Here is a 19,616-nt window from a genome sequence, read left to right on the forward strand (position 1 = left end):
GGCGGACGTCTCGGAAGAATGCCGCCGCTTGCGAACCGCTCTGACTCATGGCCACCGAGCCTACCGTTCCCCAACACTCATTTCGTTAGAGGCTGTAACAGCATTCGGCCGGGAGGAGCCATTGGCAGATTAGCCTGCAGACTCCGAAAACTCCCGGCGAGCTGATTCGGGCCGCTTGGGACTGGCCTCACCTCGACTTCAGTAGAGCCTGGGGGTAGCTCGCTACAGAAATTTTCGATGCGCTGCATGTCGAGTTGGTAGAGGCTGGGCGCCCGATCAACGTGGGCTGCATTTTTCGGAGTCGCTGGATTCGGGAGGTTGTTGAGTACATCAAGGACGCCTTGCGTTTCCTTCCTCGTAACTTGAGCCATTTGTTCCAGGCAGCCAGCATCTCCCCAGGACGGCATTCTGAACGATCATTAGAGCCCTCCTGAACCCGCCCGACGCCCCGGCCCTCGCCGACGTCTGCGACCGCCAGACCGGGAGGGACGCGGGCGTCCGCGCCTACGTCCTCAGCACCCTGGACGCGGCCCGCGTCATCAACGACGTTGTGCACGAACTCACCGCACTGCGAACCGCGCACAGGACCGGAAACCTCAGTAGCGTCTCTGCCCTGGGGCTGGGGCTGGGGCGTAGAACCGTGATGCGGCACTGTCCTGACGCCCGCCGTTCAGTTTCTGCTCCCAGGAGCCGAGGGCTTCCACGGCCTGATGTGTGTACCACTCGTGAGGCCTTACCGTCAGCATCTCCTGCTCCCAGCGTTCCTCAAACCCTGGGAGCACCATGAAATGCAGTTGCGCTCGTACGCTTGAGAGAATATCAATGAAGCGGGGATCGTTCTTCATTCTGAAGGCCCAGCGTCGTTCCCGATCACCATGTCTCTCCTCAACGGGGTGCGTGTGAGCTATGTCAGCAGTGCTGGACCATGGAACCTGATAGGGGATAGCGTGCTGGGCAGAGGTGGGAAGGCCGGAATTGGAAGCCCGTCTGTAGCCGGTGACGTTCCAACCGGATAGTTCATCGTTGGGGCGCGGGATGCGCATCGGGGCGTTGAGGCTCCGTGTTTGCCCGGGGTGCGTGCTGACCTCGCGGCCGCCTTGGGTGCTGATCTCCCCAGGAAACGAGCCGGAGGCAGAGGACGGGTCATCGCCGACGGTCACCGGATACATGCCGGCTACCGAGGAAACAGCGGTAGCGGGGTCGGGTGCCGAGGTGTCGCCGGGGCTGGGTGCATCCACCGTTCTACCGGAGGCAGCCAGCAATGCGTCGCCCTTGTCCTCGGGAGCCTGTCCGACGGCTGGAGGGGATATTGTGTCGCTCGTCTCTGTTCGGGGACGCCGGGGATCTTTTACCGCGCCTGTTTTTGGCCTCGTCGCCGAAGTATCATTCGCACTATTCTTACGCCCTCCCCTCCGCTTATCCTGAAACCTTTCGATGACGTCTGCGGTGAGTAGATGGTGAACACTGTTGTGATGTCTGGGGTTGAACCAGTTATTGATGGATGAAGATGGAATACCTCGCGCCTTCTCGAAAGTATATGGAGACAGGTAGTCACTATTAACGTAATCTGCAATAATGTCAGCCTTTTCGTTCGGTTTTCTTCTTCTGGGGGGCATCGCGCTCCTGTCGAGTGGTGGGATAGATGCAAGCAGAGGGCTGACGCAACTGTTGCGAGGCGGCATCGTCCTGTAAGGACGTTCTCCGCTTCTGCGTGCGAACCTATAGGCACCGCTGACTTGCAAGACTGTACTAACCTACACGTTTTGCCGCTCGGAATGAAAAAGAATCGGAGAGGCGAACGGCGTCAGACGGTGCACGCAAGCCAGAATTGGCCGCTACAGCCCGCCATCAGACAATTCGGATCTTCCAGAGCGTGACATTACAGTGCTGCTTAAGGCTCGGTACTGATTGACCGCCGTCCGCCTCATTTCTGTTAACGCGCCACAACCTTCTTGAGCATTTCGTAGGCGCCAGGATTCGTGTTTTTCAAGATTTCCATTGGCGAAGCAGGCGCGACTTGAAGTGAACCTTGAGGGACAGGATGGAAGGCAGCGGCAACATTGAAAGGTAGAGGCCTGGACATAGTATACGTCGAGCTCGGGATGCTAACACCATGTGGGCGGAAAGCATGAATGTAGGCTTCTCGAAGACTCTCCGGCAGTCTTGCAGCAGTAAAAAGTGGCCTGATATCTTTCAGGGCAGCTTCGAGGAAGGCCCTATTGGTAACACATGATGCTACGAGTTCGGGAGGAACAGTCGATAATGCGTGAAGAAACTGCACATTGTGCACTATTTCATTTTTTGCATCGATGCACTTTGCTAGTTCTGCGAGTGTGGAATCGCGCAGAGGCGCGAATATGTCGCCCAGGGTAGCCTGCCCTTCTTCTCCCTCCCGTTCTATTCGGTCGTCTTCTCTGTTCTTGGCATAAAAAACCAGCGCGCCATAGACCTCCCGTTTCCAATCCAGCAGTCCATGGCGAGCGCTTGGTGCGGTGATTACGCTATTCACGATTGCCGCTACTCTTTGAGCTTGAGGAGTAGTGAGGATGCTCAGCGTCCAGTCGAACCTCCCTCCGTTTCTCCATGTAAGCTGCCGTGTCGCCCTGTTGATTACACCGGTCCTGTCCGTGATCCTGTCATACACTTCGACGATTGCCTGAGGCTCGATTCTATTAGTAAAGGAAACTTCCTTTTCGTGGGGCGCGTTATCGTCTCCCTCCCGGAGGCATATTCCCGTTCGAGATCCCTCGTCTATATTCAAAGCGGGCACGATTTTATACCTATATCGTCGCCCATGGAACCACAATTCAGGATTACGGGTCGTCGAAATAAACTGACTTCTCTGAAAGTCTAGATCTTTGTGCGCATCTATGGTAATTAGATCAACCTTACTGCGAACAAAACCTTGGGTCATTACTTCGTGCGGCCCGAGATGCACTTCTTCGTATTCCTCCTCATATGCCTCTGCTTCCATGGCGTACGCTTCGTCGGCGTACTCGAATCGCCAGACGACTTCATCCGGTCTGCTCTCCAGTAAGAGTCCTCGATCTGAGGGGTGAATACTCTGAAGGTGCACCATTAGTTGTCCTAGTCAGTGAGATTCGAGAAGTTCAGTCGAGTACGGAGAGCGCCAGAGCTCTCACGCTCACCCGACCCACCGAACCAATCAGTTTATCACAGAGGCCTTAGTGAGCGTTTGGTTCTGGTATTGGATGGTTCGTAGGGAATTCCAGGGGCCGGTTTGAGCGCTCAGTGAAGCGATTCGCCGGAAGCGCAGCTTATGTAGCAATCGACAGAGCAGTAATGCGCCGGTTTCTCCAAGAGCTCCTGTCTCATTTAGAAACCTACCGGTTCACCCTGAGTTCACCATCTCACCGGCCTGCTACGCGGCAAAGTCCGCCAAGCCGAAGGCCGCACCAGCGAGCCCAGCGCCTGCCTGATCGACAGCCAGAGCATCAAAACCTCCGCCACCGTCCCCCTGACCAACCAAGGCATCGACCCGGCCAAGAAGATCATCGGACGCAAACGGCACATCGTCACCGACACCCTCGGCCTCCTCCTGACCGTCACCGTCACCGCCGCCAGCGTCCACGACTCCACCGCCGGCACCCAGCTCTTGGCCAAGGTCGCCGCACTCCACCCCACCATCACCAAAGCCCGGGGCTTCCAACGGCTACAAGACCAAAGCCGTCGAACACGCCGCCCACCACGGCGTCGACCTCGAGATCGTCCAACGCGACCCCACCACCCGCGGCTGCGCTGCGGTCCCGAAGGCCGCAACTGAGGGCCGGGTCTGGGCGCAGTGCCCAGCTCAATGAGCCCGCAGTGCAGCTCGGGCGCGCACGCCGGCCGGGATCCCGCCCGCGCCTTGAGGTCATCTCTTCGTGACCTGCTCGGCCAAGAAGCGGTCCTGGCCCGCGCACGACGCCGTTTCGGCGGCTGCCTGACAGGTTTGGCCATAGTCATCGTGAGCTTGGTCATCGGTTTGTAGGTCCAGGTCATGTGTGCGATTTCGTCCTGAACATGGCCAGTGCCTCGTACTGGCCGACCTGGTCGTCGAGCAGATTGATGGCTCCCACTGCATGGCGGCCGTGCTTCGTGACCGTAGCGGTCTGTTCTGCGTTGGCCATCCGCGACTGTGAACCAAACCCGACTGATCTCCGTAGAAGAGTTGCTGATGGGTTCCTAAGGTCCCGTGAAGGTGGAAACGAATGCCCGAGGAAATCGTTTACTGTTCAGTCAAGTCGGTAATCGAGTGGCTGAAAGCGAACGAGATCGACCCCATAGATGTTCCCGCCGACTCGTCCTTAACCATCGACGAAGACCCTGTGCAAGGGTTCCGCATCATTCGATACACCGCGCTTCTGCGTAACGAGTTGGGTCACATTCTTATTGATAAAGTGACAGGCCAGCCTGCAGTGTGTGGTAGATCAGCAAGACTTTTGGTTGAGCCTGACGGTGATGTGCAGATCAAAGGCCCAAGACTGCGCCACCGCCCAGACGACGGAGACCTGGAGAACGTCGCGGCAGCCGTGACCGCTGCACAGCAAGCACTGCAGAGCGCACGCCGAGACCTGTCGGTAGCGATCCACGCCGCCCGGCACGCCGGGCGGTCCGTCCAGCACATCGCCGCCCGCACCGGGCTCGACCCGTTCACGGTGCGCAACATCCTGGCCGTCACTCCGGCGAGGGCACCGGAAGGACCTTCCGACCTGCCCCGGTAACCCGATGCCATCAAACTCGGCAGCATCTTGGGGGTTCGTGCCCGTTGAGGTCCGGCGGCCCTCTACGATCGACGACATGCTGGATCCCGAGCTGCTGGAACGGATCACCGCCCGCCGTGCCGAACTGGACGACCTCGAAGCACAACTGACCGGGCGGCTGGCCGAGGTTAGATCCGAGAGGGACCAACTCGCCGTCGTCGAGAGAGTCCTCGAGCGAGTGAGGGACGAGATCGCAGGCGAGCGCGCCTCCATCTCCCCGGCGCCTAGCCAGGTGGCCGGACGAGCCGTGATGCTCGTCCCGCACCGAAGCCCGGACACGCAGGAGACCATGCTCCCGCCGGACTACCAGCGCATCCTCACCACCGTGCGTCAAGCCAGCGGACCATTCACAGCCCGGCAGGTCGGCGAGACGCTGGGAGTGGACGTCGCCGTGAAGTCCAAGTTGGAACCGCTGTGCGGGAAACCGATCAGGCTGACCGACCGTGGCTGGCTGCGCAAACAACCCGACGGCCGGTTCGCCACCGGCCTGTGATCCTCTCCCGCATGACGGTCCAGTGACGGCAGAGCCGTAACCACGGTGTCCCCGGGTGCCGTTGGATTTGTATGACGAAAACCAATGAACACGCCGAGGACACCTGCCCGCTTGTCTACCAGTGGCGCCTGTCCCTGTACACGCGCACCGTCAACCACCTCGCCGACCTGCTACGGCGTCATCTGAAGGCGATCCGCTCCCGCTGGCGGATCCTGCCGCCTGGGAAGATCGCGGTGATCGTCCTGGCCCGACTGCGCCACGACCAGCGCCTGGCCGACATGGCCGGCGGCAAAAACGTCTCCGAGTCCACCATCCGCCGCTGGCGCGACGAACTGATCGGACTGCTCGCCGCCCAGGCACCGCGCCTGGACCGCGCTCTGCGGAAGGTCACGAGGCAGGGCGGGAAGTCGTACTGATCGACGGAACCCTCATCCCCACCCAGCGCCGCACCGGAACAGCCGACCGCCGCAACTACTCTGGAAAACACCGAGGCCACGGCCTGCATTTCCTCGCCCTGACCGACGAGAACGGGCGCCTGATCTGGATATCCGCCACCCGGCCCGGCCGCACCCACGACAACACCGTCGCCCGCCACGACCACATCTTGACCCACCTCCGCGCCGTCGGTCTCGGAGCCCTGGCGGACCTCGGCTTCCGCGGCCTGGACAACAACATCCTCGACCCCGTGGTCGTCACCGGCTACGCGGCCAGCCGCACCCACAAACTTCCCCAGGAGAGAAGGAAGCCAACCGCGTCCTCGCCGTCGGACGCGCACCAGTCGCACACGGCTTCGCCCACCTCAAGAACTGGCGGACCCTCACCAAACTCCGCACCGACCCCGCCCATGCCACCCGACTCCTGCGAGCGCTGCTCGTCCTGACGAACCTCGAAGTCAACCGTTGACAGATGATCTTCATCGAAGACTTCCGCCCACGACCAGCACGTACGCCGAGGCCCGGTCACACCAGCCCTTTGACCTGCTACTTCAAGTTGCGGAGGCTCACTGCACATGAAGCCACTCTCCGTTGATGCTCTGGGTTTCGGGAAGGGTGGCGGCCGCACCCGGCGGCCCGTGCACCGCAGCATGATCACAGGTCCGGTAGTACGAGCGCTGCGCCTGCGTCGGGCATGGTACGTTCCGCCACACGTGCAAGAATTCCAGTGCCTGCACACGCTCCTGCGACAGTGCCCAAGATCGCCGAGCTGAAGAGGGCCAACGACATCCTGAAGGCGGCGGCGTCTTTCTTCGCGGCCGAGCTCGACCGGCCACGCACACGCACGTAGCGTTCATCGACGAGCATCGGGCCCGCTTCGGCGGCGTCGAGCCGGTCTTCCGCGTCCTCGCCGAGCACGACTGCAAGATCGCCCCCTGATCAGTGAGCCTCTTCAGTTGGATCTCTCGGGGGTGCACCAGGCTTATGGGCTGACGGGGGTTTGAGCAGGGCGGCCGGGTCGATGCCGTCCAGGGCCACTGCACCGCCAGAACCACCAGGTGGCCCGGTGCGCGGTTGAGTGCCTCATGCGCGAACTCGGCATCGCCGGCGCTGTCCGCGGCAGAAGGGCGATCACCACGATGCCCGATACGAGCGCGGACGGGGCCCCCGACCTGCTGGACCGCAACTTCGTCGCTGCGGTCCCCAACCGCTGCTGGGTCGCCGACTTCACCCACGTGTGCTGACTGCACCACAGCACGCGGCCTTCGGCGTCCGTGACGACCATGGACTTGACGGCGTTCTGCTTGTTCTTGCCGGAGATGAACGTGTCGCGGTCCTTGCGCCCGGCGGCGGGCCGACGGACCCGGATCTCGGTGCCGTCGACGATGCCGGTCGTCCCGCTCGCGCCGAGGTGGTCGACGACGTCGGCCAAAGATCGCAGCCGCACGTCGGGGCTGACCGTGCAGCCTCGCTCGGCGAGCAGGGGCCGCACCTCGCCGACGGCCCGGGTGATGGTGGAGCGGTCCACGCCGAACCAGCAGGCCAGCACGTCGTGGGTGACCCCGTGCCGAAGATGGACGAGCGTGGCCAGCAGCCGGTCGATGAACACCAGCCGGTGCTTTGCGCCGGCGCCCACGGCCCGCTTCCGCGGTCGGGCGGCAAGCCGCGCCTGGTGACGCTCCTGCCACAACGGGCCGATCTCCTCGACGAGTTCAGCAATCACTCCCACAGTCAGGCCCGTGATCCGCCGATTACTGATGATCACCGCACACGTTGAGTTCCCCACCACCTGACCATGTTCAACGATCGAGAACTCGACGTCTCACCGCCTACCATGCACGAGCTCGTTAGCTTGATCTCTAACCTGTGCGGCCAGCGCATCCGAACGAGCGGTGAGACAGGAGTGGAACTCGCCCCGGAAGCGTGACAGTTCGACTGGCGGCTCTCGCCGGACATCACTATGCAGCAGACTCATCCTCACCCTCACGGCCTTCGTGCTGGACGTGTGTGTTCCTTGGTCGGAGCACATGTTCAGACGAAGGCCGCTTCCGTGTACGGCGGACACCGAACCGAGTGATCAAGTACGACGCACCGTTCGACTGCGCACGTTAAAGATCAAGCTGGGGCCGATGCGAGAACGCGCGAAGCGCCGCGCCCTGCCGCTAAGGGCGGACGCGACGCTGCAGGATGGTGTTACTCGTTGCTGCCGGTGCCTGTAGACTATCCGTCGATGACCTGCCGTGCCGACACCCGCGGCCAACCCCTCGCGGCCAGCGGTACCAACGGAGCGAGTAACTAAGCGATGCACAGCAGCTTGCCGTCACGCCGCTGCTGGGCGGGTGTGAGCGGGCGGGTCTTCGCGCCGTGGCGATGCCAGAGCGGGGAGCTCGGCGGCTCGGAGTAGGCGTGGTCGATGTCCCGGTCGGTGCTGCTCATTGAGGTCCTCCAGGCGGGGTCGCCTTGGCTCTTGAGCTTCGGCGAGAGGTCGGAGGCGAACCGCCCGAGGCGGGTCCTTGGCGGTGATCCAGCCCTCCGCGCATGCCTTGTGCACAGGCTTCCCAGAGGGGAAGCGCATGGGCATAGCTTGCCGCACAGCGCCCAGGGAGGTCATACCATCGGTCGAAGTGCTGACCGTCTCGCCAGACGAATAGCTCACCGGGTGTGCCGGGATCAGGGCCGGCTCGGATGGCGGGCCCGCCTTCGCCGCTTGCGCCTCGTAGGTCACTGTCGGCGACGGCTGAGACGTGAGCCGATTGCGGCGCTTGGGTTTTAACGCTTGTCGCGACATTTCTTGATCATTGTGGAGTGTTGATAGCGAGGCGGGGACGTAAGCGCAAACTGGAGCTCGAGGCCGAGTACTGGCGCCTGCTGGCGGCCGGGGTGGGCAGTGTCGAGGCGTGCAGGCGCCTTGGGGTCGGGCGCAAGACGGGCTACCGGTGGCGGGCGGAGAACGGTGGCTTGCAACCGGACTATCTGCCGCGCGCGTGGGAAGAATTTGCGGGCTGCGTCGTTAGGCTAGTGGTGTCTGTGGAGGCCACCACGTACCGTAAGCCGGCACCACACATTCGCCGCAGGAACTACCGTGCCGCTTGCTACTGAACCGTCTCCCCCCAACTTCACCATGGGCGCCCTGCCTGCGCCTCGCCGCCCGCAGCGCTCAGCCATCCGGCACGGTCAGGCATCGTGCGCCGACTACGGCTGCATCCGCACCGAGTGCCGTGAGGCGGCACGCCGAGCCCGCCGGCAACGCACCCGGGACCGCCAGCGCGGCCGGCCCGCCCGCGTCCCCCCGTACGTCGCCGCCCGATGGGCCATCCGACTGCGCGAGCACGGGATGTCCGCACAAGACATGGCCGACAAAGCCGGCCTGTCCGTCACCCTCATCCGACGCCTGCTGCGCACCATGGAAGAGGACAAAGCGGTCCGTGCCATCTCCCGTACGAGTGCAGAGGCTGTCCTAGGCATCCCCATCCCCGCCCGCCGTGAAGTCCGCTGCCCGGGCCTGACCAGCTCAGCTAAGGCATCGGGGCTGCTGGCCGACTTGGCACGCGCGGGGTGGCCTGCCACCGTCCTTGCCGCACGGCTGGGGATCAATCCCCGCACGGTCGCGGAAATACGTGACAGGCGTCCCCGCCTCCGTCTCGAACTCGCACTTCGGATCCGCCGCCTGCACCGTGACCTGATCAGCCTCGATCCGGTCAGCCAAGGCATCCCGCCTACCGACGCCGCCCGTACCCGCGCTGCGGCTGCCCGACGCGCACCCGACAGTCGTTGCCTCGACTAACCGTAGATTGCTGAACAAACGTCAGGAGCGTCATCGTCGTCGGGGCCGACAAGTATTCGTCTGTCGATCCCGGGGCGCGTCGAAGTCATGGGCCCGGGACTGCGGACCGCATTGGCCGATCCGCCCCGCAAAAAATTGGAGGTTGAGGAACATCCTTGTCAGATCGTGCGTCACCCCTGGTGAGGCGGTGCCAGGGCGTCCGCGGCGGGGCCAGATCGCAATTTCACACGGATAACTCCTTGTGGGTTTGGCATCCATAAGGTCCTGTTTCCTGCCTATACTTTCCTTCCAACAAGCCTATCCGAAAGGAAGACACCATTCTCCTACTGACGCTTTAGTCCGATCTGCTACAAAAGTTCGTCCCGTCCAGCTTCAATACGCCCACCGCTGCCGCCGACAGCATCGCAGTCAGTGGATGCCGACGTCCCCGGACCGGTCGCATGAATCGGGCACTGGTCCCAGGAAGAGACGCAGACCGGCAGCCCTGGCCAGGGCCATGTGGATCCATTGCGGGCCACCTGCTCCAGCGCGATGGGCAAGAGGGATGATGAAGGGGCGGGCACGGTCTAGTTCGGTTCTCATGGGTGTCGACGACCACATGATCACCGGCACCGCGTCCGCATTGCTTCCGGCTCCAGAACATGACATGACGCGTAGTCCTGGAAAAGATGCATGAACCGGACCGATCCGCTTCATGCACCAGCCCTGCCAGATCACTAGCCTCATCCGTCCGTACCCACCCTTCACCTGACCAGCTCCAAGCCAAAATGGAAATGCTCAGTGCACTTCTCACGAGTTCGGTCTACAGCTATCACTGTCGCACCGCATTCGCCCCGAACAATCTCACACCCGGCATCCCGTCCTTTATATAGGACCCAGCGACACCGCCGGGACATGCGTCTGGAACCGGCCGCGCCGGTCGTTCTATCAGACAGATTCATCGCGACAGCTTGTGCCCTTTGACGCTTAAACGAGCATCGCAGTACGGGCGCACGTTGACATCCGCTCACCCTCAGCAAAGAGGTCATGATGACACCACCGCCAGAATCCGCACGACTCATCAGCGAGGAGCAAATAGCGGGATTCACCAAAGAAAGTAGCCCTCTTGCCTCATGGAAAGAGTCATTTAAGCATGCCGATGCATGTCTTCGGTCCGCCGAAGGGAGCTATCGTGACAATACACTGGAAGAGTGCCGTCAGAGCGCCAAGAAGATCATGAGCGGCCATTTCCAGCAGCCCGCCCCAAACAGGTACACCCCGGATAAGATGCTCGACTATGCCGATATGTACAATGAAGTACACCGCCTCCTGACGTATCAACTTATCCTCGACCGAGGGAAAGCCACCCCTTTCGAGCAGGAATCGCAAGCCAAGATATGGGCCCAACAAATCCGAACTACACTTGATGCCGGAATACAAAAGAGAGTCGCCGAAGCCTCGACCAGTCAAGTCGGAAGAGGAGCGCTTCCGCCGCCTAACATGCCGGCAGCTGATGCCCCATCCTCGGCACGCCCTCTTCCCCGCGGCACAACGCGCAGCGTGCCTGCGGTGGCCGCATCGACACTGCCCACCGGCCTCACGAGAGCGAGCGGCAGAACGGACAACTCTGCTCCCGCTGTAAAGTCTTCCAAGCAGGTCCACGGCATGAAACGATAGACTGCAAATTTTGGAAAGACTCCCCCAAGAGAGCATCTGATCTATTTCTACAGAAAGTCTGAGTATGATTGAGCGTTCAAGTTTTGTCTTCCTTCCGCCTGGATCGGTCACCGCGCCAGACAAATTTCAAATCGAATCCACGTCCGAACGAAGGGCTCGCGTCGACCTCGAAGTATCCTCCAGAGTTCTTTACTCAGTCAATAAGAGAGAAGCCGACGAAATAGGTTACGGACCGGACGAGTCTGTAAATATGGCATGGGGTGAGTTGCTGGATGATCATCTTGATGACCTTGACGAAGTGGGGGAAGAAGCCTCGAAATCATTTATCACTAAGCAATTTGGCCGCAAGGGCGCCGTCGCAAGGGCCGTACGTCAAGGCTTTGTCGAAGCAGAAGCGGCAGCATGGTACGGGGAGTACAGCAGGCGTGTCGCACCACACCGCGGCGACGTTCTTGGGGTTGACGTTGAATCCGCATGGCAGCAGATTTATAAAGAGAATTTCGGGATGGAGTTCGATAAGGAAAACTACACGACATCATCAACAAGCCCTCACGCGTCCCCTAGCATCGCCTACGCCCACATCTCTGCAGTTAAAGAGATCTTACTAAAAGAGGCGCCGATTCGCGCGGTGGGACCCTTCTCCTACTGGGAAGAAGCGAATAACTATGCCGAGTCGGAGTGGAGGAAGCACGGATTACGATTCGACTCGAAGTTCGAACTGGAGCCAGGCCGCCTCCCCGGAACTGCACACTGGAGTGACCATGATACGACTGCGTCGCGGATCAGAAAATCGAGCTCACTACTCTCTATCGCCGCCGTAGCTGCTAGTTTGTCCGCAGACGTCGATCCACACTCAGCAACTCTTCCACTATCGGGTCGGCCTGAGGGCTCGCGGTTTGCCCCGGGCTCAGGCAGAAGCGTGCAAAAGAGATAATCAATTTTTTTGTCCTGACGTCGGAGTGTAGCGCGCGGTTTCCAGGGTGCGCAGAACCCCTGGGCACACCACGGCGCGCAGCAGCTGGGCCCCGGGGCAGACGCGCCGAAGAATGAGCAGCAGTGCGGCAGGCTGCGCTGCGCGCCGTGCTGCGTCCTGCCAGCGTCCGTGCCGTCCGCAGCCGCCCTGGGGCATGGCGCGGGCCCCAGAGGTGTCCTGGGGCCTGAGTCGGCGGGGGTGGCAATCGGTGGCTTTCAGAGCTTTCACAAGGTCGGCATGGTCCGGGGTCGTGCCGGTGATGAGGTGGCACGCGACCGGCCCGGGCGGGTGGCGCGCAAGGTCGAGGTGCGCCAGCCATGCCGCTCGGACCACACCAGCCCCGCAGCCGGCGCTTCGGGGCCGTTCAGGACGAGCGCGGCGAAGTACTCGTCCTCAGCAGGGTGCTGGACGGTCGGCGGGGTGTCGGTGGTGGTCCAGCCGCGGGCGTGCAAGGCGTGGGCAACGTCGGCGAGGTAGGGGCGTGCTTGGCGGCCGCGCACGATGGCTTCGGCGCGGATGCTCGCCGCTGGTCGTCGAGCGGGGTGGGGTGCCGCGCTCTGGCATGTGCTCATGACTTGCCTCCGGCCCCCGCGACGCGGGCTTCGTCGAGGGTGCGCTCTGTGATGCAGAGCGCGCCGTTCTTCCCGGTGGGGTCGAGGTCGTCGAGCCACAGCTCTTCGCGCTCGTCGAGGTAGCTGTGCAGTTCGTTCTCTCGTCGACGACATCGGCGGGGAGCTCGATCTCGGACTGGAAGTCATACGTCACCGTCTCCGTGACCGTAAGTTCCACGGTTACCGGAGTGTGCGGGCCGTCGTCCGGGTGTCAATATAACGCCTCATCTTGGTTGTTAATGGTCAGTTGCTGCTCGGGGTGAGGCGGCTTCCGAAGACGATCTGGAACGCGTTCAGGGGTGCTTGCCAGCGCATGGTCCACCTCTTGCGGCCCTTCCCGTTCGGTCCAGGCTCATCAGCGCCATGTAGATGCACTTCAGGGCGGCGGTCTCGTTGGGGAAGTGCCCGCGGGCCCGGACGGCCCTGCGGATGCGGGCGTTGACGCTCTCGATCGCGTTCGTGCTGCAGATGACCTTGCGGATCTCGACGTCGAAGGAAGGGAAGGTCACGAACTCGGCCCAGGCGTCCGACCACAGCTTCACGATCGCCGGACACTTCCGGCCCCACGCCTCCTGGAACTCCAGGAACCGCTCCATCGCCGCGTCCTCGCTGGGCGCGGTGTAGACGGGCCTGAGAGCTTTGGCGACCTTGTCCCAGTCCTGGCGGGCGGCGTATCGGAACGAGTTCCGCAGCAGGTGAACCACACACGTCTGGACGATCGTGCGAGGCCAGACGGTCTCCACCGCCTCGGGAAGGCCCTTGAGCCCGTCGCAGACCAGCATCAGCACGTCGTCCAGGCCACGGTTCCTCAGCTCGGTGAACACATGCAGCCAGTACTTGGCGACCTCCCCGCCGTCGCCGGCCCAGATGCCGAGGATGTCGCGGGTGTTGTCCGTCCACGGTCACCGCCATCACGACGCAGACCGGCCGGTTTGCGACCTGCCCGTCGCGGATCTTCACGTGGATGGCATCGATGAAGACCACCGGATAGACGGCGTCGAGGGGGCGGCTCTGCCATTCGGCCATGCCCTCCAGCACCTTGTCGGTGATGGTGGAGATGGTCTGCCGGGAGACCTCGGCGCCATAGACCTCGGCCAGGTGCCCTGCACCTCGCCGGTGGTCAAGCCCTTCGCGGCCAGCGAGATGACCATCTCGTCGACGCCGGTCAGGCGCTTCTGCCGCTATTTGACGATCTTCGGTTCGAAGGAGCCGTCGCGGTCGCGGGGCACGGATATCTCCACCGGTCCGACATCGGTCAGGACGGTCTTGGAACGTTTCCCGTTGCGGGAGTTGCCACCGTTCTTGCCGGCCGGGTCGTGCTTGTCATAGCCGAGGTGATCGGTGATCTCGCCCTCCAGGGCGGACTCCAGCAGCCGCTTCGTCAACTGCTGCAGCAGCCCGCCCTCGCCGGTCAGCTGCAGACCCTCGGCCTGGGCCCGGTCCACCAGCTCGTCGATCAACTGGTCGTCCACAGCCTTTGCCCGCGCAGCCTCCACGGGCTCGACAGCCTCGGATCCGGACACGTTCTCACTGGTCATCGATGCATCTTCCATGATCGGGAGTTACACCGAACGTCTTACAGTCCCGCCCTTGGCCGTGCCACAGCGCCAGCTGCACCGGGTTCGTGGTTGAGCGCACCTTCAGGTTCCACAGGTCCGGGTCGTCATGCAGCGAACCACCGCAATCGCCGGCCCCGTGTGCCCGACCGCACGCCAGGCCTGGACGGTCTGGGTCAGCAGCTCCAGCGTTGGCACCAGCACGAGAACCCGGCCCCGCGGGACAAGGCGCTTCGCCGATGCCGCCGCGATGATGGTCTTTCCCGTTCCGCACGCGACGTGTACCTGCCCGCGCAGACCATTCACAGGAATGCCGCCCGGCGGGACATCGAGACCGCGCACAATGGCGTCGAGATCGGGCGCAATCCAGCCGCAGGGCGTTCGCGGATTCCTCCCGGTGCTGTTCTTGCTAACTACGCGTGTACCCAACGCCCGGCACCGAGGGTGAACTGACGTGCACGGACGGCCGTACGCAGCCTGGGAAGCGGCCCCAGGAGGAGCAGGTCGCGTGCCTTTCACGAGAAGAGGGGTTTCTATGACACCACCCGTCCCCCCGGCCAGCAATGGCCACGGGCAAATCAAAACATCATGACCGAGCTGACGCCATCGCCCAGCCAGGCACCCGGCACGGGAGCAGCCGGCCCCGTGGCCCTCCCTCCACCCGAAGAGCACAACGCTCAAGCGCTGGCAGTATTTTACAACCTGGAGGGCGCCGAAAACCTGGGCTATGTGCTTGTCGGGAGACAAAACAACAAAACCCGTCTGCCGACCCAGAACACAATCGTGCAACTAACCGGACCCTCACCAATGAAAGTCAGGATAGGACACCGAATAAGGGAACTCACTTATGAAAAATCCCGCGCGAAACTCTCGGACCACGAACGGGAGATCCTGACAATAAAGGGGATCCCCATCGACGAGAACGGGAGACTCGCCCGGATTCCACACGAGGAACGGTTTCGAAGGAACGCTGATGCCCTGCGCGTGGTCTTCGAGCACAGAGGCTGGAAAGCCCTGGGGTACATAACCGAAGGGGGCCTCAACGAGGATACCGGCCTGCCGAAACAGGTGACGAAAGTTACGCTCACCGGCCAACGGTACCCCAAACCTGTGACCGTCGCGATCGGGCAACGGGTGTTCGGCCTCAAAATGTCAGACAGTCAGGATGCGCAGGTATCGCCTCAGGAGGAAGAGGTGCTGAAAGAACAGGGCTTCATCATCGAGGGAAAGAAACTCATTATCTCCGGTGTGAGCGGCCGGTCAGCCCGGCTCCCCGTGCCTCCCAGTGCGGACACATGGTACGCCCGGCGCACCGTGGCACCTGCCGTCGTCCCAGAGCAGATGCCGACTGGGTTCCAACGACAGCCTGGTATGACTGTGGCCTCCTCTTATCGCCGGAGCTACCACCGGGAAACCCTCAATCTGACGTATGAGAACGCCCGCAGATATAAGGATGAGGAGACCACGAGCCTGCCTCCCATCTCAGAAGTGACTCCCAGGTACTGCCAGGAGCCGAGCCGTCCGCACGGGGAAGACAACACCAGGCAGATTATAGGACAGGTTCCCCTTCCTCATATCTATGAAGTGCTGGGCGAAAGGGAGCTAAGCGCTCCCGGTCTCTTGCGCAACGCGTCTGGTGGCGGACCGCAGGAAACACAGGAGAGTTACCGCAACGGCATGCCTGCCGGGCAACCCGGGCTGGCCCAGGCCGCCGGCGCACATCCCGTTAACCAGCCCCTGGCACCAGCCAGAAACGCGCCGATAGAGCTCCCTCCGCCACGGGGGCATCGCCCCGCTCCAGTTTCACGCAGCAAAAGGATGTAGCAGCTGAGAGCTCGTAGCAGGATCTTGGGCCAGCCTTCTTAGGTCGCTTCGTGTCGATAAAGAGCAGTTGACGGAGCGGGGCGATTGGCCACTCAGGGCTGATTCAAAGTCCTGTGGATCATGTAAACGTGCAGGTGGATGAGGTGTGACGATCCGGCGGAAGAGCGTCACGGACACAACGAAGCTCCGGTTGACGGGGTGACCTTGCCAAGTCGCCCTGCCCGTCCGGAGCTTCGATGTGCCGCCAGTCTGCCACCGTCTGCCTGACCAAGTCGCCCACTGCCGCCCAGCGCGGCGCGAGCGGTGTCGCAGAACGGCTGGCCGTTCTTCGCGATCCGCGGGATCGACGGGGTCGGCGCCATTCGCTGGTATCGGTCCTGCTCACCGCCTGCTGCGCGGTGCTCGCCGGGGCTCGCTCCTATCTGGCCGTGGGCCAATGGGCCCGCCACGCGCCCCTGGACCCACTTGCCCGCCTCGGCGTGCACGCCGCCGGCCCGCTGGACGTACGCCGCGCACCGTCGAGCTCCACCATCCGCCGCCTCCTGACACTGGTGTGTCCTGGCGGGCTTGCCGACCTGCTCGGATGCAACCCCGCGGGCGCCCGGCACCTGGCCGTGGACGGCAAGGCCGCCCGCGGCTCGCGCGCGGACACCGGCCCTGCCGCCCACCTGCTCTCCGCCGTCTTGGAAGGCGGACGCACCGTCAGCCAGGACCTCCGGGCCCCCGGGCCCGGGTCCCGGACAAGACCACCGAGGTCACCGGCTTCACGAAGCTGCCGGCCCCCTTCGACCTGGCCGGGGTCGTGGTGACCGCCGACGCCCTGCACACCCACCGTGACCACGCCAGATGGCTGGTAGAGGCGAAGAAGGCGCACTACCTGCTCGTCGTCAAGCAGAACCAGCCGACGCTGCACGACGCATTGCGCTCACTGCCGTGGAATGAGGTGACCGCACGCCGCTACGACCGCGAGGCGGGACACGGGCGGCGCGAGACCCGCTCGGTGCGCACGCTCACCGTCACCAGTCTCGGGCTGGACTTTCCGTACCTGACGCAGGCCGCGAAAATCCACCGGCACCGCACCGACCTCAGGACCGGCAAGATCACCCGTGAGACCATCTACGCGATCACCGACCTGACGGCGCGTGAGGCATCTCCCCAGGCCATCGGCCAACTCGCCCGCGCGCAATGGGGCATCGAGGCCGTGCACCACGTCAGAGACACCACGTTCGGTGAGGACGCCTCGAAGATCCGCACCGGGCACGGCCCGGAGAACATGGCCACCCTGCGCAGTTTCGCGATCAGCACCCTGCGCGCCACCGGACACCGCAGCATCGCCGCCGGCCTGCGCGAGGTCTCCTACATGCCCTTCACTCGTCCGCTGGACCTGATCGGCCTGCTCTGACAGTGATGATGTTCGTGGTGACGCCGCGGCGGGTCTGACCCGTGCTCTGACTGACGCTCCGGCTGTCCTGTTTGGGATTTGTCGGCCTTGTCCGGCGTCACCATGCACGCGGCCGGACGGGCGCTTGTGACTTCATAGCGCCTCTGTGTGTCAAGCGGCTTGGGCGAGGTGGGTCCGTTGGTCGCGTTTCATGATCCGGTAGACCACGTTGGACAGCCGTCGTTTGAGGGCCCTGCGGGCCTCCGAGGGCGTTTTCCCCTCACTGATCTTGCGGAGGTAGTAGTCCTGTCCGCGTCCGCCGTCGGGGTCTGTCCAGCCAGCGGTGTAACTCGGGTGGTGTGATTTAGCGGCGGCCGGCGGAGAGCCGACCGTCGAAGGCGATGTCGAGAGCCTGCAGGGCGGGCTTCCAGCGTATGGTCCAGCGTTTGCGTCCCTGGCCGGTGGGGTCGAGGCTCATGACGGCCATGTAGACGCATTTGTGGGCTGCGGCCTCGTTCGGGAAGTGCCCACGGGCCCGGACGGCTTTCCGGATGCGAGCGTTGACCGACTCGATCGCGTTGGTGGTGCAGACGACACGGCGGATCTCGGCGTCGAACTGGAGAAACGGTACGAACTCGGCCCAGGCGTTCTCCCAAAGCCTCACGGTCGCCGGATACTTGGCGCCCCATTCCTCCTGGAACTCCAGGAACCGGTCTTCCGCCGCACTTGCGGTCGGAGCCGTGTAGACAGGCTTGAGCGCACGGGAGATCTTGTCCCAGTCCTGGCGGCCCGCGTAGCGGAAGGACGCCCGGATCAGGTGGACGACGCAGGTCTGGGTGACCGCCTGGGGCCAGACCGCCGAGATGGAGTCGGGCAGGCCGTTGAGCCCGTCGCAGACGACCATGCACACGTCCTCGACACCGCGGCTCTTGATCTCGGTCAGGATCTGGAGCCAGTACTTGGCGCCCTCGCCGCCGTCGCCGGCCCACAGGCCGAGGATGTCGCGGGTGCCGTCCATCGCGACTGCGAGTGCGACGTATATGGACCGGTTCGCCACCTGCCCATCGCGTACCTTCACGTGCACGCAGCCGATGAAGATCACCGGATAGACCGGGTCCAGCGGGCGGTTCTGCCACTCGGCCATCCCGTCCATGACCTTGTCGGTGATGGTCGAGATGGTCTGCTTGGACACGCTCGCGCCGTAGACCTCGGCCAGGTGGGCGGAGATGTCACCGTGCGTCAGACCGCGCGCGGACAGCGACAGGACCATCTCGTCGACACCGGTCAGCCGCCGCTGGCGCTTCTTGACGATCTGCGGCTCGAAGCTGCCGTCGCGGTCACGCGGCACCGTGATCTGAACCGGCCCGACATCGGTCAGCACGGTCTTGGACCGGACCCCGTTGCGGCTGTTGCCGCTGCCGGCACCGGCCGGATCGTGCTTCTCGTAGCCGAGGTGGTCGGTGATCTCGCCTTCGAGAGCGGACTCCAGCACGCGCTTGGTCAGCTGCTGCAGCAGCCCGCCCTCACCGGTCAGCTGCAGCCCGCTCGCGCGGGCCCGGTCGACCAACTGCCCGATCAACTGCTCGTCCAGTACGTCCGCCGACAACTCGGACGGCCGGACCTCTTCAACCGCCTCGGCAGAGACAGTCACGTCGCTCATCAGGTGCTACTTCCATGATCGGGAGTTACACCGAAGACCGTACAGACCCCGCTCCAGCCACCCAACCGCACCCAATACACCATGTGCACAGGCACAGCAACGGGCCTGCGGCCCGAGCAGCGGCCTGATTGGGAACCTGCCGATCAGGATGTGGGGCATCCAGGAGGCCAGATGAGGCGTGATTAGCTCCCATAGGCCTGCGCGGCTTCGGCGGTCAGTCCGTGCGGCTGGCTGATTTCATCCCAGGTCGCGCCTGCCGCTCAGTCCACGATGACCCCAACGCGGACCAGTGCCTGGACCAAGGCGGCAACGTCGGCGGCGGCCGTGCTGTGCAGCCCGGCCGCCGCGCTCCGCCTTTTGACCGCGTCGGCCAGCGCCTGTTCTAACCTCGATCTTTCGTGACGGTCTGCCGACGGAGTCGGTGGGCCGTTTCGCTTTCTGTGGCTGGTGCTGGGCAGGCTGAGGGGCCCGTGTGTCGTCT

15 protein-coding genes and 3 pseudogenes are annotated in these 19,616 nt (G+C 63.2%); 9 read left to right on the forward strand and 9 right to left on the reverse strand.

All coding sequences use genetic code 11. The annotated features are described in order from the left end of the window. Positions 1-1,933: 1,933 nt before the first annotated feature. On the reverse strand, positions 1,934-2,974 hold the full coding sequence (locus ACH4C6_RS34370; RefSeq protein WP_398112586.1) for a hypothetical protein: 1,041 nt from the start codon (positions 2,972-2,974) through the stop codon (positions 1,934-1,936). Between the two features lie 396 nt (positions 2,975-3,370). Here ACH4C6_RS34370 and ACH4C6_RS34375 point away from each other — a divergent pair. Beyond that, positions 3,371-3,773, forward strand: a pseudogene (locus ACH4C6_RS34375) (transposase); the annotation flags it as partial. Positions 3,774-3,998: 225 nt separating this feature from the next. Here the strand turns inward: ACH4C6_RS34375 and ACH4C6_RS34380 are convergent. Next, on the reverse strand, positions 3,999-4,130 hold the full coding sequence (locus tag ACH4C6_RS34380) for a hypothetical protein (protein WP_398112587.1): 132 nt from the start codon (positions 4,128-4,130) through the stop codon (positions 3,999-4,001). Positions 4,131-4,211: 81 nt separating this feature from the next. On the opposite strand from ACH4C6_RS34380, the gene ACH4C6_RS34385 reads away from it, so the two are divergent. From ACH4C6_RS34385 to ACH4C6_RS34400, 4 genes are all read left to right on the forward strand, one after another. After that, the gene (locus ACH4C6_RS34385; RefSeq protein WP_398112588.1) at positions 4,212-4,724 is read left to right on the forward strand and encodes a hypothetical protein; all 513 of its coding nucleotides are present in this window, start codon (positions 4,212-4,214) and stop codon (positions 4,722-4,724) included. 76 nt (positions 4,725-4,800) lie between these two features. Further along, positions 4,801-5,256, forward strand: a complete 456-nt coding sequence (locus tag ACH4C6_RS34390) for a hypothetical protein (protein WP_398112589.1) — start codon at positions 4,801-4,803, stop codon at positions 5,254-5,256. Between the two features lie 71 nt (positions 5,257-5,327). After that, the gene (locus ACH4C6_RS34395; protein ID WP_398112599.1) at positions 5,328-5,672 is read left to right on the forward strand and encodes a hypothetical protein; all 345 of its coding nucleotides are present in this window, start codon (positions 5,328-5,330) and stop codon (positions 5,670-5,672) included. 14 nt (positions 5,673-5,686) lie between these two features. Next, entirely contained in the window at positions 5,687-6,136 is a 450-nt protein-coding gene (locus ACH4C6_RS34400) for a transposase family protein (RefSeq protein ID WP_398112597.1), read from the forward strand. A 208-nt stretch (positions 6,137-6,344) separates the two neighbouring features. Here the strand turns inward: ACH4C6_RS34400 and ACH4C6_RS34405 are convergent, their stop codons facing one another. The 3 genes from ACH4C6_RS34405 to ACH4C6_RS34415 all read right to left on the reverse strand — a co-directional run bounded on the left by ACH4C6_RS34405 (position 6,345) and on the right by ACH4C6_RS34415 (position 8,126). Continuing rightward, positions 6,345-6,608, reverse strand: coding sequence for a hypothetical protein (locus ACH4C6_RS34405; protein ID WP_398112590.1), 264 nt, complete (start codon positions 6,606-6,608; stop codon positions 6,345-6,347). Positions 6,609-6,672: 64 nt separating this feature from the next. Then, the gene (locus ACH4C6_RS34410; RefSeq protein ID WP_398112591.1) at positions 6,673-7,413 is read right to left on the reverse strand and encodes a transposase family protein; all 741 of its coding nucleotides are present in this window, start codon (positions 7,411-7,413) and stop codon (positions 6,673-6,675) included. Between the two features lie 572 nt (positions 7,414-7,985). Further along, on the reverse strand, positions 7,986-8,126 hold the full coding sequence (locus ACH4C6_RS34415; RefSeq protein WP_398112592.1) for a hypothetical protein: 141 nt from the start codon (positions 8,124-8,126) through the stop codon (positions 7,986-7,988). Positions 8,127-11,194: 3,068 nt separating this feature from the next. Here ACH4C6_RS34415 and ACH4C6_RS34420 point away from each other — a divergent pair. Then, positions 11,195-12,064: a hypothetical protein gene (locus ACH4C6_RS34420; RefSeq protein ID WP_398112593.1), complete on the forward strand. Its 870-nt coding sequence runs from the start codon at positions 11,195-11,197 to the stop codon at positions 12,062-12,064. Positions 12,065-12,327: 263 nt separating this feature from the next. On the opposite strand, the gene ACH4C6_RS34425 is transcribed toward ACH4C6_RS34420, so the two are convergent. The 3 genes and pseudogenes from ACH4C6_RS34425 to ACH4C6_RS34435 all read right to left on the reverse strand — a co-directional run. Next, a complete protein-coding gene (locus ACH4C6_RS34425; protein WP_398112594.1) occupies positions 12,328-12,675 on the reverse strand; it encodes a hypothetical protein in 348 nt (115 codons plus the stop codon). A gap of 282 nt (positions 12,676-12,957) precedes the next feature. Continuing rightward, a pseudogene (locus ACH4C6_RS34430) lies at positions 12,958-14,267 on the reverse strand (IS256 family transposase). 34 nt (positions 14,268-14,301) lie between these two features. Continuing rightward, a pseudogene (locus tag ACH4C6_RS34435) lies at positions 14,302-14,636 on the reverse strand (DEAD/DEAH box helicase family protein); the annotation flags it as partial. 222 nt (positions 14,637-14,858) lie between these two features. Between ACH4C6_RS34435 and ACH4C6_RS34440 the strand changes: the two are divergent. The 3 genes from ACH4C6_RS34440 (at position 14,859) to ACH4C6_RS34450 (ending at position 17,496) form a co-directional block, all read left to right on the forward strand. Beyond that, positions 14,859-16,094 (forward strand): hypothetical protein, encoded by a 1,236-nt coding sequence (locus tag ACH4C6_RS34440; protein ID WP_398112595.1) that lies wholly within the window; start codon positions 14,859-14,861, stop codon positions 16,092-16,094. Positions 16,095-16,330: 236 nt separating this feature from the next. Beyond that, positions 16,331-16,903 carry a transposase family protein gene (locus ACH4C6_RS34445; protein ID WP_398112596.1) on the forward strand — a complete coding sequence of 191 codons (573 nt, stop codon included), beginning with the start codon at positions 16,331-16,333 and terminating at the stop codon, positions 16,901-16,903. Further along, entirely contained in the window at positions 16,885-17,496 is a 612-nt protein-coding gene (locus ACH4C6_RS34450) for an ISAs1 family transposase (protein ID WP_366900866.1), read from the forward strand. Before ACH4C6_RS34445 ends, ACH4C6_RS34450 begins: the two co-directional genes overlap by 19 nt. A 343-nt stretch (positions 17,497-17,839) precedes the next feature. Here ACH4C6_RS34450 and ACH4C6_RS34455 read toward each other — a convergent pair whose 3' ends face one another. Next, the gene (locus ACH4C6_RS34455) at positions 17,840-19,126 is read right to left on the reverse strand and encodes an IS256 family transposase (RefSeq protein WP_398112598.1); all 1,287 of its coding nucleotides are present in this window, start codon (positions 19,124-19,126) and stop codon (positions 17,840-17,842) included. Between the last annotated feature and the right edge of the window lie 490 nt (positions 19,127-19,616).

Origin of the sequence: Streptomyces sp. NPDC017943 (genome assembly GCF_044328425.1) — a bacterium.
Classification (GTDB): domain Bacteria; phylum Actinomycetota; class Actinomycetes; order Streptomycetales; family Streptomycetaceae; genus Streptomyces; species Streptomyces djakartensis_A.

What these genes read in the sequence shown, in the direction of transcription:
- ACH4C6_RS34370 (WP_398112586.1), bottom strand. Translation starts at nt 2,974, where the DNA reads ATGGAAGCAGAGGCATATGAGGAGGAATACGAAGAAGTGCATCTCGGG.
- ACH4C6_RS34380 (WP_398112587.1), bottom strand. Translation starts at nt 4,130, where the DNA reads ATGGCCAACGCAGAACAGACCGCTACGGTCACGAAGCACGGCCGCCAT.
- ACH4C6_RS34385 (WP_398112588.1), top strand. Translation starts at nt 4,212, where the DNA reads ATGCCCGAGGAAATCGTTTACTGTTCAGTCAAGTCGGTAATCGAGTGG.
- ACH4C6_RS34390 (WP_398112589.1), top strand. Translation starts at nt 4,801, where the DNA reads ATGCTGGATCCCGAGCTGCTGGAACGGATCACCGCCCGCCGTGCCGAA.
- ACH4C6_RS34395 (WP_398112599.1), top strand. Translation starts at nt 5,328, where the DNA reads ATGACGAAAACCAATGAACACGCCGAGGACACCTGCCCGCTTGTCTAC.
- ACH4C6_RS34415 (WP_398112592.1), bottom strand. Translation starts at nt 8,126, where the DNA reads ATGAGCAGCACCGACCGGGACATCGACCACGCCTACTCCGAGCCGCCG.
- ACH4C6_RS34420 (WP_398112593.1), top strand. Translation starts at nt 11,195, where the DNA reads ATGATTGAGCGTTCAAGTTTTGTCTTCCTTCCGCCTGGATCGGTCACC.
- ACH4C6_RS34425 (WP_398112594.1), bottom strand. Translation starts at nt 12,675, where the DNA reads ATGAGCACATGCCAGAGCGCGGCACCCCACCCCGCTCGACGACCAGCG.
- ACH4C6_RS34440 (WP_398112595.1), top strand. Translation starts at nt 14,859, where the DNA reads ATGACCGAGCTGACGCCATCGCCCAGCCAGGCACCCGGCACGGGAGCA.
- ACH4C6_RS34445 (WP_398112596.1), top strand. Translation starts at nt 16,331, where the DNA reads ATGTGCCGCCAGTCTGCCACCGTCTGCCTGACCAAGTCGCCCACTGCC.